Below are 12,683 nucleotides of genomic sequence, written 5' to 3' on the forward strand. Positions count from 1 at the left end.
TATCCAAAAGGCGGGCCCTAACCTTCATCCTAAGCCCCAGCGGGGCACCCTACCGCACGCGCTCCAAGTACCGGAACCCCAGAGGGGCAAGCTCCACCTTCTGGCGGTAGATCCGCCCTTCCAAAGGGTCCCGCCAGTCCCCTGTTGGGAGATCCAAACCCAAAGCCTCCTCCCCATTGTTGAAGGCGGCCAACACCTCCCCTGTCCCCGGCTCCCCACGGAAAAAGGCCAGCAGATGCCCCTCACCCCGGTAGCCTCGAAAGACCGCGCTCCTCAGGGAGGGCAGTTGCTGGCGGAGGGCGGAAAGCCGCTGGTAAAAGGCCAAGGTCTCCTCATCGCACCGGTCCCACTGGATGGGATAGCGCTGCAGATCATAAGGCGGTGCCCCGGGCTTCTCACCTGTAAAGCCACACTCATCCCCCTGAAAGACCACCGGGACCCCGGGAAGGGCAAAGAGCATGGCCACGGCCAACCTTCCCCGGGCCCGGGCTTCTGGGGATGGGGTCTCCTTGAGCCCCCCACCCCCCACCTCTGTGAGCAACCGGGCGGTGTCGTGGGAGGTGATCAGGTTAAAGCCCATTCCGGCCACAGCCTCGGGGTAAAGGGCGTAAGTCCGGGACAGGTCGGCCAAAGCCTGCCGCCCGCCGTAAAGAATGGGGCTTCCCCCCTTGGCAAATCGAAGCAGGATATCGCGGCCAATGGCATAGTTCATGAGGGAGTCAAACTCATCCCCACGAAGCCATCGGGCATCCCGCTGCCAGATCTCGCCCACCAGGTAAGCCTCGGGTTTAAGCCTTTTGAGTTCCGTCCGGAACTCCCTAAAGAAGGCGTGCGCATCCAAAAGATCCCCGGGGACATCCACCCGCACGCCGTCAAACCCGAAGCGGATCCAGTACTTGGCCACCTCCAGGAGGTAGCGCCTGACCCCGGGGTTGCCGGTGTTCAGCTTGGGCAGGCTGGCCACACCCCACCACGCCTCGTAGGCCTGGGCATCGCCCGGCTCAAAGGGCCAGCGCCTGATGAAGTACCAGTTCCAGTAGGGCGAGGCCTGTCCCCGGCGAACCACGTCCTGGAAAGCCCAGAAGCCCAAGCCGGTATGGTTGGGCACGAAGTCGAAGATCACGCGCATGCCCCGGGAATGCGCTTCCTCCAAAAGCCGCTTTAGGAGGAGTTTATCCCCGAATTTAGGGGATACCTTTAGGTAATCGTGGGTGTCGTACCCGTGAGCGGACCCCGAGTCAAAAAGCGGGTTAAAGTAGATAAGCCTCACCCCCAGGGCCTCGAGGTGGGGCAGCTTGGCCAAAACGCCGGCCAGATCCCCGCCAAAGTACTGGTGGCAACAGTGCTCCTCGCTCGGCGGATCGCTCCAGGCCGAAAGGTGGGGCTTTGTCCTTCCGGAACGTTGCCAAACCAGGTTGAACCGGTATTCATCCGTCTCCAGGGCTTTGGCATCATTGCTTGGGTCACCATTATAGAATCGTTCTGGAAAAATCTGGTATCCCACCCCCTGCCCCACCCAAGCGACCTCGGTAAAGGGGGCCTCTGGAGGGGTGAACGGACCAAAGGTTTCCTCCCGACCACCCGGGGTCAGGACCCGGAAGCGGTACGCCCCTAGCCCAGGTTCTACCGAGACCCGCCATAGCTCGGTTCCAGGGAAAGCGAGCTGCCGGTGCATCGGGAAGGTTCTTCCCCCCGCCTCGAGCCAGGCCTTGGCCACCCCACCCTCGGCCGCAGTAAACCGGATGGAAAGGTGCCCATCCGAGGATGAGACGTACCGGGCTTCCTCAGGGGCGTGGGCAAAGGCAACCTCCTCCCCCCCTTCGGAAGAGGCAGGCGGCTTAGACCCCGCCACCAGGATCACCGCATTCCGACCGCCAAACCCATCGTCCACACACCCTTGGGCGCTAGGGTCCACCATGGGCTTTCCGAAGACGGGGTCGTCGCACATATCCTTGGGCCAGCGACCGTTGATGAAGAACTTGTAGGTGTATTCGCCGGGTTCTAGGTCCAAGGTGACGGCCCAAGACCCGTCCTGCTTAGCCATGGGGGTCTCGCCCCAGCCGTTAAACGAGCCCCTGAGGCTAACCGAGTTCACCTCTAGCCCTGGGGGCGGGGTGTAGCGGAAGGTCACCGGTACCCCAAAAGCCAGACCCAGCACCAACCAAAGGGCGAACACTCGTGGCATACCGCCTCCTAAAGAAGCGCTTCCATATTACCCCCTAACCGCCCTTCATAAAAGAGGCCCGGGCTACCCCGGGCCTCAGCACCCCTGGTGGGCGGCGTAGGACTTGAACCTACGACCTCTCGCGTGTGAGGCGAGCGCTCTTCCACTGAGCTAGCCGCCCTCGCGCCTAGCAACGTATCACTAGACGGCCAGGCTGTCAAGTCACATGAACCGTTTCCGGCGCTTGTAGGCCTTGACGTCCTTGAAGCTTTTGCGGCCACCCCCCTTAAGCCCTAGGTAGAACTCCTGGACATCCGGGTTCTCCTCGAGATACGCCCGGTCCCCCTCCAAAACCACCCGCCCCGACTCCATGATGTAGCCGTAGTGGGCTACGGACAACGCCACCCGGGCGTTTTGCTCCACCACCAGAACCGTCACCCCCTCCGCCTCGTTGATGCGGGCGACGATGTCAAAGATCTCCCGCACCAAGAGGGGGGCAAGCCCCAAGGAGGGCTCATCCAAAAGGAGGAGGCGGGGCTTGGCCAGAAGCGCCCGGCCAATGGCCAGCATCTGCTGCTCACCGCCGGAGCAGTACCCGGCCAGGCGGTTTCTTAGGTCCTTAAGTCGGGGAAAGTAATGGTAGATGCGCTCGAGCTCCTCCTTCCAGCTGACCCCCCGCCGGGTGAGGGTGCCCACCTTCAGGTTTTCCTCCACCGTGAGATGCTTGAAGACCCGCCGCCCCTCCGGAACCTGGACGATCCCGAGCCGGACGATCTCCTCCGGGGAGCGGTTGTGGATGGGAATACCTTCAAAGAAGACCTCCCCCCGGACCACCTCCCCGTCCTCGGGGAGGAGGAGGCCGGAGATGGCCCGCAAGGTGGTGGTCTTCCCCGCCCCGTTGGGCCCCAGGAGGGCGGTGATCCGGCCCTTGGGCACCTTTAGCGAAACGCCCCTTAGGACCAGGATGATGTCGTGGTAGACCACCTCGATGTTGTTCAAAAGAAGCTGGATCTCCCCTAGGTCTTCCGGGCGAAGAGGGTGCATAGGCCTCCAGAGGAAGGGGGCGGGAGGGTCCCGCCCCCGAACTGGGTTCATTTGCCGTAGTGGACCTTGCGGAAGAGGGTGGAGGTAAGGGGCTCGGTAATGGGTACGAACTTCCCACCCTTAACCTCTAGGATCCGGAGGCCTTCCGCGCCCGTCCTCTCGCTCTTGGTAAAGTCGATCTCAACCCCCTGCTTGGTGGAGACCGCCAAACCCGGTTTAAAGGCGTTCGGCCCGTTCATGGAGAGGAGGGCCTGGTAGACGGTTTCGTTGGTCACCCGCTTGAACCGCTCGTAAGCCCGCTTGATGGCCTCCACCCCTATGGCGGCAGCCAGAAGCCCCGCGGTGTAGTTATGGCTTTCCGCCAGGGCCTTGGGGCGGTTGTACCGCTGGGTCAAGGTCTTCTGCAGCCGGATGCCCGGGGTGTCCTCCCCCACCGTGTAGTAGGGGCTGGCCCAGAGGAATCCTTCCGCCGCATCCCCCGCCAGGGCGATGAGGTCATTCCCCCCCGTGTAGACCGCCCCGAGCTGGCGGATCTTCTTGTCCAAGCCCAGTTTCTTCGCATCCTTAAGGATGTTCGCCACCGGACCCGCCACGTTCTGGTGCACGATAAACTCCACCCCCGCCGCCTCAAACCGCTTCAAAAGCGCGGTGTTGTCCAGGTTGCCCGAACCCACCTCCTGGACGTCCACGATCTGCAGGCCAAGCGCCTGGGCCGCCTTCCTCGCATCCGGCACCGGGGCCCGGCCGAAGGGGCTGGGGTTCACCACCAGGGCCACCTTGGCCTCCTTCTTTTGCTTTGCGATGTACTCCAGAAGGGCTACCACCTGCTCGGAATAGCTCGAGACCGGCAGGAAGAAGTAGTCGTTGTTGGGCGGGTCAATGAGCTCGATGTGGTTGGAAGCGGGCAGGGTGGGCAGCTTCAGCTCCTGAATCAGGGGCTTGAGCTGAAGGTTCGCCCCGGTGGCGTATGAAAGGAAAAGGGGGATTTTGAACCGGTCCACCGCCTCCTCGAGGAAGCGCTGCGTGTTCGCGTTGTTGTACTGGTCGTCCCGCACCACACAGTTAAAGGTGAGGCCCGGGACCAGCTTCTCTTGGTTGGCGTAGCGGCAGTAGTCCTCCACCGCCGCCCCATACGGGGCCCCGGTGTCGGAGGTGGGCCCGGTGATCGCCCCCGACCAAAAGAGGGTTACCTGTTGCTGCGCCAGCCCTAAACCGATGGCCAGAAGAACGCCCAAACTCCTCCGCATACTCCCCTCCTAGTACTTGAACGGCCAAGTGCGGAAATAGCTCCGCACGAGCCTCCACCAGTTGTAAAGCCCCCTCGGCTCAAACATGAGGAAGAGGACGATGATGAGGCCGAAGGCCAAAGGACGCATGGCGGTGGCCACGTCCACCCCTGCGCCCCCCAGGCCCCAGGCCTTCAGAAGGCCTGAGAAAACCTCCATGTTCACATCCAAAAGCTCCATGAAGGCAGGACCCAAAAAGCTTCCCACCAAGGTCCCCAGCCCCCCCACGATGGCCATGGCCAGGAGCTTGATGGAAACGGTGAGGGTGTAATCCTCGATGACCACCGCGCGGGCGAAGTAGGCGTAGATTCCCCCTGCCACACCTCCGTAGAAGGCCCCCAGGAAGAAGGCCAGAAGCTTTGTCCGGCCCGGGTCCATCCCCATGGCGTCCGCGGCCCGGTCGTTGTCCCGCACGGCGATAAGGGCCCGGCCCCACTTGGTCCTGAGAAGGTTCCGCCAGGCTAGCGCCATCAGAACCAGCGTGGTGAAGGCCACGTAGTACCAAAAGTGGTAGTGGTTGCGGTACCCCGCCTCGAGGCCCAGAAAGCTCGCCCGGGGCATCTCCATGGCCCCCCCCTGCCTCCAGAGGGGCAGGTGCCCCACGCTCCATTCGAAGATCACCTGGAAGGCCAGCGTGGTCAAGGCCAGGTAAAGGTGCTTGACCCTCAGGGAGGGAAGGCCCACCACCACCCCTAGAAGCCCCGCCCCCAGGCCCCCCAAGGGGAGGACCAGCCAGAAGGGAAGGTTCGGGGCCAAAAGCGCGGCGGTGTACGCCCCCACCCCCATGAAGGCCGCCTGGCCGATGTTGATAAGCCCCGCGTACCCGGTGGTGATGTTGAGGCCCAAAGTGGCCAGGGCATAGATGAGGATAAGGTCCAAAATAAAGACCTGGGTCCGGGAAAGGAACTGGGGCAGAAGGAGCATCCCTCCCAAGAAGACCAAAAGGGAAACGAGTTCCCAGTGGGTGGCGAACAGGCTCGAGTCCTGCTCATACCGCGTCTTGTAGTTGCCGGTCTGGGCCCAGGGGTTTCTCATACGCGCTCGATCTCCTCCGTGCCGAAAAGCCCATGGGGTTTAAACCAAAGGACCAGGAGCAGGACCAAAAAGGGAAAGACATCCCGCGTCCCTCCCCCGGGGATATAGGCATCCAGGTAGCCAGAGGCGAGGTTCTCCAAAACCCCGATGAGAACCCCTCCCACCACCGCCCCTGGGATGGAATCCAGTCCTCCCAGGATCACCGCTGGAAAGACCTTGAGCCCGATGTGGGTAAGGCCATCCAGGTTAAGCCCGGAGACCGTCCCCACCACCAGGCCCGCCGCGGCCGCGGTAAGCCCTGCCGCGGCCCAGGCCAGGGCAAAGACCCTCTCCACCGAAACCCCCAGGCTCATGGCCGCCATCTGATCGTCGGCTACGCTCCGCATGGCGATGCCCAAGGTGGAGCGCTGGAAAAACCAGCTGAAAAGCAGAAGAAACCCCAGGGTAAAGAAAACCGCCATAAGCTGGGCATAGGAGATGGTCACCCCCAGGAACCCCACCCCACCCGGGGGCAGAAAGCTGGGGTAGCTGTAATTGCCCGCGCCGTAGGGGGTGAGGTGGATGACCCCGTCCAAAAAGGAGGCCAGGCCGATGGTCACCATGATGATGGAGATGATGGGCTGCCCCACGAGCCTTTTTAGGAAAATCCTCTCCACGCCGAAGCCCAGAAGGGCCGTCAGGGCCAGGGCCAAAGCGGCGGCCAGGAGGAACGGCGCCCCCAGAGCGGTCAGGGCCCAGTAGGCGAGGAAAGCGCCGATGGCGATAAACTGGCCCTGGGCGAAGTTCACCACCCGGCTCGCCTTGTAGACGAGGACAAACCCCAAGGCGGCCAAGGCGTAGATGAGGCCCACCACCACCCCAGAGAAGAGAAGCTGAAGGAAGTAGGTCATGCCGCACCCCCCACGGGCACGCCGTTTAGGGTATGGATGGGCACCTCGGTGGAGAGGCGCTGAACGCTGCCGTCTTGGTAACGAAACTCCGCCACCACCTCCACCTGCTCCTTCCCCCCGTAAAGCGCCTCTACCAAAAGCGCGTATCTTTTGGCGATGAAGCCCCGGCGGACCTTCCCGGTGCGGGTCAGCTCCTCGTCGTCCGCGTCCAAAAGCTTGTATAGGAGCACAAAGCGCCGAATCCTGAGCTCCTCAGGTAGCTCCTCGTTCACCCGCTTGACCTCCTTCTTGATGAGCTCAGCCACCTCCGGCTTTAAGGAAAGGTCCAGATAGGTGGTGTAGGCCAGGCCCCGGTCCTCCGCCCACTTGCCCACCGTCTGCGGATCGATGTTGAGAAAAGCGGTGAGGAAAGGCTTTCCATCCCCGAAGACCACCGCCTCCTTGATGTAGGGGCTGAACTTGAGCTTGTTCTCGATGAACTGCGGGCTGAAGACCGTACCCTTCTGAGTGCGCATCACATCGGAAAGACGGTCGATCACCACCAGATGGCCGTCCTCCGTAAGGTAGCCCGCGTCCCCGGTGTGAAGCCATCCGTCCCGGAAGGTCTCGGCCGTGGCCCCGGGCCGCTCCCAGTACCCGGCGCAGACCGCATCCGAACGGCAGAGGATCTCCCCCTCCTCGCTGATTTGCACCTCACCCCCCGGCAGGGGAAGGCCCACGGTGTCGTAGCGGATGTCCCCATCCCGGTGGACAAAGGCGATGCCGATGATCTCCGTCTGGCCATAGATCTGCTTAAGGTTGACCCCGATGGCGTGGAAGAAGCGGAAGACATCCGGGCCCAAAGCCGCCCCACCCGTGTAGGCCCGCCGGAGGCGGAGGAAGCCCAGCTGGTCCCTCAAGGGGCGGAACAAGACCAGATCGGCCAAGCGATCCGCGAGCCAAAGACCCAAGGGCATCCTCTGGCCCCGCATCCGGTACTCAGCGGCCCGGTAGCCCACCTGGAGAAGCCTTTGGTAGACAAAGCGGTTGAAGGCGGGGCTCTCGGAGATGCGCACCCAGATCTGACTCTGGATGCCCTCCCAGACCCTGGGAGGGCTGAACATCACGTGGGGGCCGATCTCCTTAAGGTCCTGCATGGCCGTCTCCACCTCCTCAGGAAAGTTCACCGCGAACCCCCCGGTAAGGGCCATGGCCACGGACATCATCTGCTCCCCAATCCAGGCCAGAGGGAGGAAGGAAAGGTAGTCATCCGTAGGAAGGAGGGGGTCCACCTCCTGAAGGGCCACCCCCATGTGGATGAGGTTTCGGTGCCGGAGCATGGCCGCCTTGGGACGGCCGGTGGTGCCGGAGGTGGAGCTTAAGTGGCAGACCTCCTCAGGGCTCGCTTCTAAAAGGAGCCTCTCCACGGCGTCCGGATGCGCCCTTCGGTGCTCCCTGCCCCGCTCCAGGAGCTCCCCAAAGGAGATGAGCCAAGGGTCCTGATACCCCCGCATCCCCTTGGGGTCCTCGTAGATGACACAGCGGACCTGGGGGATCTCGCCTCGGATCTCGTAGAGCTTGTCCACCTGCTCCTGGTCCTCCGCAAAGACCACGCTGGCCCCGGTGTAGGAAAGCATGTAGGCGATCTCCGAAGGGAGGCTGCTCTGGTACACCCCTACGCTGATGCCCCGGACGGCCTGGGTGCCCAGCTCGGCGTAGAGCCACTCGGGGATATTGTCGGCGAGGATGGCAAGGCGTTCTCCTGGGTTAAAGCCCAAAGAGAGGAGGCCATGGGCGAAAAGGAGGACCTTTTCGTAGTATTCGGCGTAGGTGATCTCGTTCCAGATGCCGTAGTCCTTCTCCCTCAAGGCCACCCGCCCCCCCTCCCTTTCCGCCCTTAGGCGGAGGAGCTGGGGCAGGGTGTAGCGCTTGAGCTCGGGCGAGGGCCGGATCATGCCTCCACCCCCAGGTAGGCCTCCTGGACCCTGGGGTTTTTGGCCACCTCCTCCGGGGGCCCTTCCGCGATCAGCTGTCCGAAGTCCAGAACGTAGATCCGGTCGGAGATGTCCATCACCACCCCCAGGTCGTGCTCGATGAGCACCACGGTCAGGCCCTGGGCCTTCATCTCCAGGATAAACCGGACCATGTCCTCCTTCTCCTCAAGGGTCATCCCCGCCATGGGCTCGTCCAAAAGGAGGAGCTTCGGGGAGAGGGCCAGGGCCCGGGCCACCTCCACCCGTTTCCTCACCCCATAGGGGAGGTTTGCCACCAGGGCCTTGCGGTAGGGCTCGAGCTCCATGAAATCGATGACCGCCTCCACTGCCCGCCGGTTCTCCACCTCCTCTCTCAGGGGCTTCCCGTAAAAGAACAGGGCGGGAAGGAGGCCATAGCGAAGGTGGGTGTGCCGGGCGAGCATCAGGTTCTCCAAGACGGTGAGGCCGGAGAAGAGCTCGATGTTTTGGAAGGCCCGGGCGATCCCGTACCGGGTGACCTCATGGGGGCTGGCCCGGGTGAGGTCATGCCCCTCAAAGAGGATCCGTCCCCGCTCAGGGTGGTAGAAGCCAGAGATGCAGTTCAAAAGGCTCGTCTTCCCCGCCCCGTTGGGACCGATGATGGAGACGAGCTCCCCCTTCTCCACCCGTAAGGAGACCCCCGCCAGGGCCGTTAGGCCACCGAAACTGAGATAGAGGGTATGCACTTCAAGCTGCCCCATGGCCGCGTTTGGGCAAAAGTTTACTAAAGGGGCGCATATTATGTCAACGCATCTAGCCGGGCGGACAAAAAAGCGTTAGATCTAGCCGCCCGAGGATGTGGTACACTGGTGCCTTGTGCCGGGGGCAGCCCCCCTAAGGAGGGAGATGGATGAAAAGGACCTGGCAACCCAACAGGCGCAAGCGGGCCAAGACCCACGGCTTCCGGGCGAGGATGAAGAGCAAAAGCGGGCGGAAAGTCCTGAAGCGCAGGCGGCAGAAGGGCCGGAACCGCCTCACCGTATGACCCAGGGGGGGGCCAAGGCCCCCTTGGGTTCTCTAAAAGGGGACCGGGCGTTTCAGCGCCTGAGGAAGGGTCGTTCCGGCCGGGGCCGGTTGGTTTCCGTCCGCTGGCTCCCCCGCACGGAAGGGGTGGCGGTGGGGATCGTGGTCTCCAAAAAGGTGGGCAAGGCCGTGGTCCGGAACAAGGTGCGCAGGCGCATCCGGGAGATCCTAAAGCGGCTTCACCTTCCCCCAGCCGACCTCCTGGTCATCGCCCAGCCCGAGGCCAGGGAGGCGGGGTTCGTTGAGCTCGCCCGGGACCTCTTCCTGGCCCTTAAGAGAAGCGGCCTGGTACAATAGGCCCCGTGCGCGCTTTACTCCTCTGGTCCATCCGGTTTTACCGCAGGGTCCTTTCCCCTTTGAAACCCAAGACCTGCCGCTTTCACCCCACCTGCAGCGCCTACGCCCTCGAGGCGGTGGAACGGCACGGTGCGCTTTGGGGGGGCTACCTGACCATCCGGCGCATCCTCCGCTGCCACCCCCTCAACCCCGGCGGCCTGGACCCGGTTCCCCCGGTCTTCCCTCCGAGAAAGGAGGCTCGATGAACCGCCTGGTCCTCTTCCTCTTCGCCCTCCTCCCCGCCTTCGCCCTCGAGGTGGGCTGGCGGGCGGTGGATGTCAACGGGGACGGTCAGCCCGAGCACGTGGCCGTGACCACGGTGGCCGACCTGGCCTTTAGCCAGGCGGGCGGAATCTTGGGCTGGTATGTGAAAACGTACAAGGGCACGGACTTTGGCGGCGCCTATGCCAAGGCCCCCAATCTGGGCAACGGCAGGCCCATCCTCGAGGCGGTGGGCTTCAAAGCGCAAAGGGCCGAGTTCCGAACGGAGAAAGACCTCCTCCTCGCCGAGTTCAAAGAGGGCGAGAAGGCCCTCACCTATCGCATCCACAAAGGCCTGTACACCGTGGAGGTCCAGGCCAACTTCCCCCTGGTCTTGAAGGTCCAGGCCTCGGGTAGCCCCAAACTCCTCCTCCAAGGGCAGAACACCCCTCAGACCTCGGGGGAGGGGCGGGCGGTCTATGTGGCCTGGCAGACGCGGCCCAAGGCGGGGTATGCCTTGGTCCTCTACGGAGGGGTTTTTTCGGCCAAGCTCCTGGGGCAGGAAGCGGAGGTAAACCTGAGCCCGGGCCAGCTTTTGAGGGTCTACGGTGGGCAGAATGAGCTCGTCCGCTTCCACGTGGAGGGGCTTCTCTCCCTGCCCGGCCTCTTCACGCCCAATCTGTGGGGAACGCTCTCCTTGGGCCTCCTCTGGGTCATGGAAACCGCCCACCGTTACACCGGTAGCTGGGCCTTGGCCATCTTTATCCTGACCCTTCTGGTGCGGCTCCTCCTTTGGCCTTTGATGCACCAGCAGTTCAAGAGCATGGCCGAGATGCAGCGCCTCCAACCCCTCATCCAGGAGATCAACAAAAAATACAAGGACGACCCGGAGAAGCGGACCGAGGCCACCATGAAGCTCTACCAAGAGCACAAGGTCAACCCGGCCGCGGGCTGCCTTCCCCTTTTCCTCCAGATCCCCATCCTCTTCATCCTCTGGAAGGTCATCGCCAACTACGAGTTCGGCCAAGGCTTTCTCTGGATCCCCGACCTGGCCCTGCCCGACCCCTTCTACATCCTTCCCGCCCTCTATGTGGCCTCCACCTTCGCCTCTACCTGGTTCTCGGCCCATGGGAACAAGGACATCATCCGGCAAAGCCTCTTCATGAACCTCATCTTCATCTTCTTGGTCCTGCAGTTCCCCTCCGGAGTCACTCTTTATTGGATTTTATCCAATTTAATCGGCCTCCTCCAGCAGTGGCTCATCAACCGGAGCCTCAAGCCCATCCTCGCCAAGTAAACTTTAGGTATGGACGAGAAGAAAAAGAACCTGGACGACCTCCTCTCCGACCTGGGGGTCTTGGAGGAGGACCTCCCCCAGGTGGAGGTGCGGGAAAAAGGGGCCCCAGACAAGGGGCCGAAGGAGGCGCTGGAGGAGTTTTTGGTGGGCCTCCTTCTCCACCTGGACCCCCGGTACAGCGTGGAGGTGCGGGAAGAAGGAGAGGTCCTCAAAGCAGAGGTCCGCGGGGGGGATCTGGGGCGGCTCATCGGCAAGGAGGGCCGGACCTTAAAGGCGGTGGAATACCTGGCCAACGTGGTCTTGGCCAAGCGGTTCGGGGGAGGGCCCCGGGTCCAGATGGACGCCGCGGACTACCGCAAAAGGCAGGAGGAGCGGCTAAAGAAACTGGCCCAGGAGGCCGCCCTCCAGGTGGAGCTGAGCCGAACCCCCCTCCACCTTCCCCCCATGCGCCCCGCGGAGCGGCGGGTGATCCACGTGCTTTTGAAAAACCACCCCCGGGTCACCACGGAAAGCCAGGGGGAAGGGGAGGAAAGGCACGTGGTCGTCTACCCCCGTGAGCTTCTTGAGGGTTCTCGAGAAGGAGCTTGAGGAAGCGGGGCTTTCCCCCAGGGAGGCCCGGCTTCTCCTGGCCAAAGCCCTGGGGGTTTTGCCTTTCCAAATTCCGAGGGAGGTCCCCAAAGCCGCCCAAGAGGAGGCTTTGGCCCTTCTGGAGAGGCGGCTTGCTGGCTATCCCCTCCAGTACCTCCTGGGAGAATGGGAATTCTTTGGTCTTCCTCTGAAAATGAGGGAAGGGGTCCTGATCCCTAGGCCGGAGACGGAGGGCCTTTTGGAGTGGGCCCTAGAGCTTCCCCTCGAGGCCCCCAAAGTCCTGGACGTGGGGACAGGGAGCGGGGCCATCGCCCTCGCCTACAAGGCCCGCCGCCCTGAGGCCCGGGTCTACGCCACAGAGATCGATCCAGAAGCCCTGGCCTTGGCAAGGGAAAACGCCGAAACCCTGGGCCTCGAGGTCACCTTCCTCCCCCTCCCCTTGACCGGGGGGCTAAGGGGGGTGGATTTAATTCTCTCCAACCCGCCGTATCTTCCCGAAGGCTACCGGGCCATCGCCCCCAAGGAGCTGGCCCATGAGAACCCCCTGGCGCTTTACGCGGGAGAGGACGGGCTTAAGGTGGCCCGGCCCCTGGTGGCCGAGGCCTGGGAGGCCCTCAGGCCCGGGGGGTGGATCTACCTGGAGCTTGCCCCGGAAAACATCCACCTCCTGGCCCGAGAGATGGCAGCCATGGGGTTTGAACAGGTCGAGGTGAAGGAGGATCTCCTAGGCCGGCCCCGCTACCTCAGGGCCCAGCGGCCTAGGGCAGGGTGAACAGGGCCAGGTAAAGGAGGTCTGGGGGCTCGGTGGTCCAGAGGTCCTTCCCCGCC

At 63.2% G+C, this 12,683-nt stretch carries 13 protein-coding genes and 1 tRNA gene; 6 read left to right on the plus strand and 8 right to left on the minus strand.

All coding sequences use genetic code 11. The annotated features are described in order from the left end of the window. Positions 1–49: 49 nt before the first annotated feature. The 8 genes from C4301_RS01780 to C4301_RS01815 all read right to left on the minus strand — a co-directional run bounded on the left by C4301_RS01780 (position 50) and on the right by C4301_RS01815 (position 9,111). Positions 50–2,185 (minus strand): alpha-amylase family glycosyl hydrolase, encoded by a 2,136-nt coding sequence (locus tag C4301_RS01780; RefSeq protein WP_352413404.1) that lies wholly within the window; start codon positions 2,183–2,185, stop codon positions 50–52. An 85-nt stretch (positions 2,186–2,270) separates the two neighbouring features. Further along, positions 2,271–2,345 (minus strand) — tRNA-Val (locus tag C4301_RS01785). A 41-nt stretch (positions 2,346–2,386) separates the two neighbouring features. Beyond that, positions 2,387–3,208: an ABC transporter ATP-binding protein gene (locus C4301_RS01790; protein WP_352413405.1), complete on the minus strand. Its 822-nt coding sequence runs from the start codon at positions 3,206–3,208 to the stop codon at positions 2,387–2,389. A 47-nt stretch (positions 3,209–3,255) separates the two neighbouring features. After that, positions 3,256–4,455 (minus strand): ABC transporter substrate-binding protein, encoded by a 1,200-nt coding sequence (locus C4301_RS01795; RefSeq protein WP_352413406.1) that lies wholly within the window; start codon positions 4,453–4,455, stop codon positions 3,256–3,258. 9 nt (positions 4,456–4,464) lie between these two features. Next, positions 4,465–5,529 (minus strand): branched-chain amino acid ABC transporter permease, encoded by a 1,065-nt coding sequence (locus tag C4301_RS01800; RefSeq protein WP_352413407.1) that lies wholly within the window; start codon positions 5,527–5,529, stop codon positions 4,465–4,467. Beyond that, a complete protein-coding gene (locus tag C4301_RS01805; RefSeq protein WP_352413408.1) occupies positions 5,526–6,419 on the minus strand; it encodes a branched-chain amino acid ABC transporter permease in 894 nt (297 codons plus the stop codon). The genes C4301_RS01800 and C4301_RS01805 overlap by 4 nt, the downstream gene beginning before the upstream one ends. Next, on the minus strand, positions 6,416–8,353 hold the full coding sequence (locus C4301_RS01810; protein ID WP_352413409.1) for a long-chain fatty acid--CoA ligase: 1,938 nt from the start codon (positions 8,351–8,353) through the stop codon (positions 6,416–6,418). Before C4301_RS01810 ends, C4301_RS01805 begins: the two co-directional genes overlap by 4 nt. Further along, positions 8,350–9,111, minus strand: coding sequence for an ABC transporter ATP-binding protein (locus C4301_RS01815; RefSeq protein WP_352413410.1), 762 nt, complete (start codon positions 9,109–9,111; stop codon positions 8,350–8,352). Before C4301_RS01815 ends, C4301_RS01810 begins: the two co-directional genes overlap by 4 nt. A 149-nt stretch (positions 9,112–9,260) precedes the next feature. On the opposite strand from C4301_RS01815, the gene rpmH reads away from it, so the two are divergent. Genes rpmH through prmC form a run of 6 tightly spaced genes read left to right on the plus strand, consistent with a single transcriptional unit; the run spans position 9,261 to position 12,627 of the window. Continuing rightward, positions 9,261–9,395: a 50S ribosomal protein L34 gene (gene rpmH, locus C4301_RS01820; protein WP_352413411.1), complete on the plus strand. Its 135-nt coding sequence runs from the start codon at positions 9,261–9,263 to the stop codon at positions 9,393–9,395. After that, positions 9,392–9,730, plus strand: a complete 339-nt coding sequence (gene rnpA, locus C4301_RS01825; RefSeq protein ID WP_352413412.1) for a ribonuclease P protein component — start codon at positions 9,392–9,394, stop codon at positions 9,728–9,730. The genes rpmH and rnpA overlap by 4 nt, the downstream gene beginning before the upstream one ends. A gap of 5 nt (positions 9,731–9,735) precedes the next feature. Next, positions 9,736–9,975 carry a membrane protein insertion efficiency factor YidD gene (gene yidD / locus C4301_RS01830; protein WP_352413413.1) on the plus strand — a complete coding sequence of 80 codons (240 nt, stop codon included), beginning with the start codon at positions 9,736–9,738 and terminating at the stop codon, positions 9,973–9,975. After that, complete coding sequence (locus tag C4301_RS01835) at positions 9,972–11,267, plus strand: YidC/Oxa1 family membrane protein insertase (RefSeq protein WP_352413414.1); 1,296 nt, start codon at positions 9,972–9,974, stop codon at positions 11,265–11,267. The genes yidD and C4301_RS01835 overlap by 4 nt, the downstream gene beginning before the upstream one ends. Before the next feature lie 9 nt (positions 11,268–11,276). Continuing rightward, entirely contained in the window at positions 11,277–11,855 is a 579-nt protein-coding gene (locus C4301_RS01840; RefSeq protein ID WP_352413415.1) for a Jag family protein, read from the plus strand. Continuing rightward, positions 11,830–12,627, plus strand: coding sequence for a peptide chain release factor N(5)-glutamine methyltransferase (gene prmC, locus C4301_RS01845; protein ID WP_352413416.1), 798 nt, complete (start codon positions 11,830–11,832; stop codon positions 12,625–12,627). The genes C4301_RS01840 and prmC overlap by 26 nt, the downstream gene beginning before the upstream one ends. Positions 12,628–12,683: the final 56 nt, after the last annotated feature.

This window comes from Thermus sp., from assembly GCF_040290245.1.
Lineage (GTDB): Bacteria > Deinococcota > Deinococci > Deinococcales > Thermaceae > Thermus_A.

What these genes read in the sequence shown, in the direction of transcription:
- C4301_RS01780 (WP_352413404.1), bottom strand. Translation starts at nt 2,185, where the DNA reads ATGCCACGAGTGTTCGCCCTTTGGTTGGTGCTGGGTCTGGCTTTTGGG.
- C4301_RS01790 (WP_352413405.1), bottom strand. Translation starts at nt 3,208, where the DNA reads ATGCACCCTCTTCGCCCGGAAGACCTAGGGGAGATCCAGCTTCTTTTG.
- C4301_RS01795 (WP_352413406.1), bottom strand. Translation starts at nt 4,455, where the DNA reads ATGCGGAGGAGTTTGGGCGTTCTTCTGGCCATCGGTTTAGGGCTGGCG.
- C4301_RS01800 (WP_352413407.1), bottom strand. Translation starts at nt 5,529, where the DNA reads ATGAGAAACCCCTGGGCCCAGACCGGCAACTACAAGACGCGGTATGAG.
- C4301_RS01805 (WP_352413408.1), bottom strand. Translation starts at nt 6,419, where the DNA reads ATGACCTACTTCCTTCAGCTTCTCTTCTCTGGGGTGGTGGTGGGCCTC.
- C4301_RS01810 (WP_352413409.1), bottom strand. Translation starts at nt 8,353, where the DNA reads ATGATCCGGCCCTCGCCCGAGCTCAAGCGCTACACCCTGCCCCAGCTC.
- C4301_RS01815 (WP_352413410.1), bottom strand. Translation starts at nt 9,111, where the DNA reads ATGGGGCAGCTTGAAGTGCATACCCTCTATCTCAGTTTCGGTGGCCTA.
- rpmH (WP_352413411.1), top strand. Translation starts at nt 9,261, where the DNA reads ATGAAAAGGACCTGGCAACCCAACAGGCGCAAGCGGGCCAAGACCCAC.
- rnpA (WP_352413412.1), top strand. Translation starts at nt 9,392, where the DNA reads ATGACCCAGGGGGGGGCCAAGGCCCCCTTGGGTTCTCTAAAAGGGGAC.
- C4301_RS01835 (WP_352413414.1), top strand. Translation starts at nt 9,972, where the DNA reads ATGAACCGCCTGGTCCTCTTCCTCTTCGCCCTCCTCCCCGCCTTCGCC.
- C4301_RS01840 (WP_352413415.1), top strand. Translation starts at nt 11,277, where the DNA reads ATGGACGAGAAGAAAAAGAACCTGGACGACCTCCTCTCCGACCTGGGG.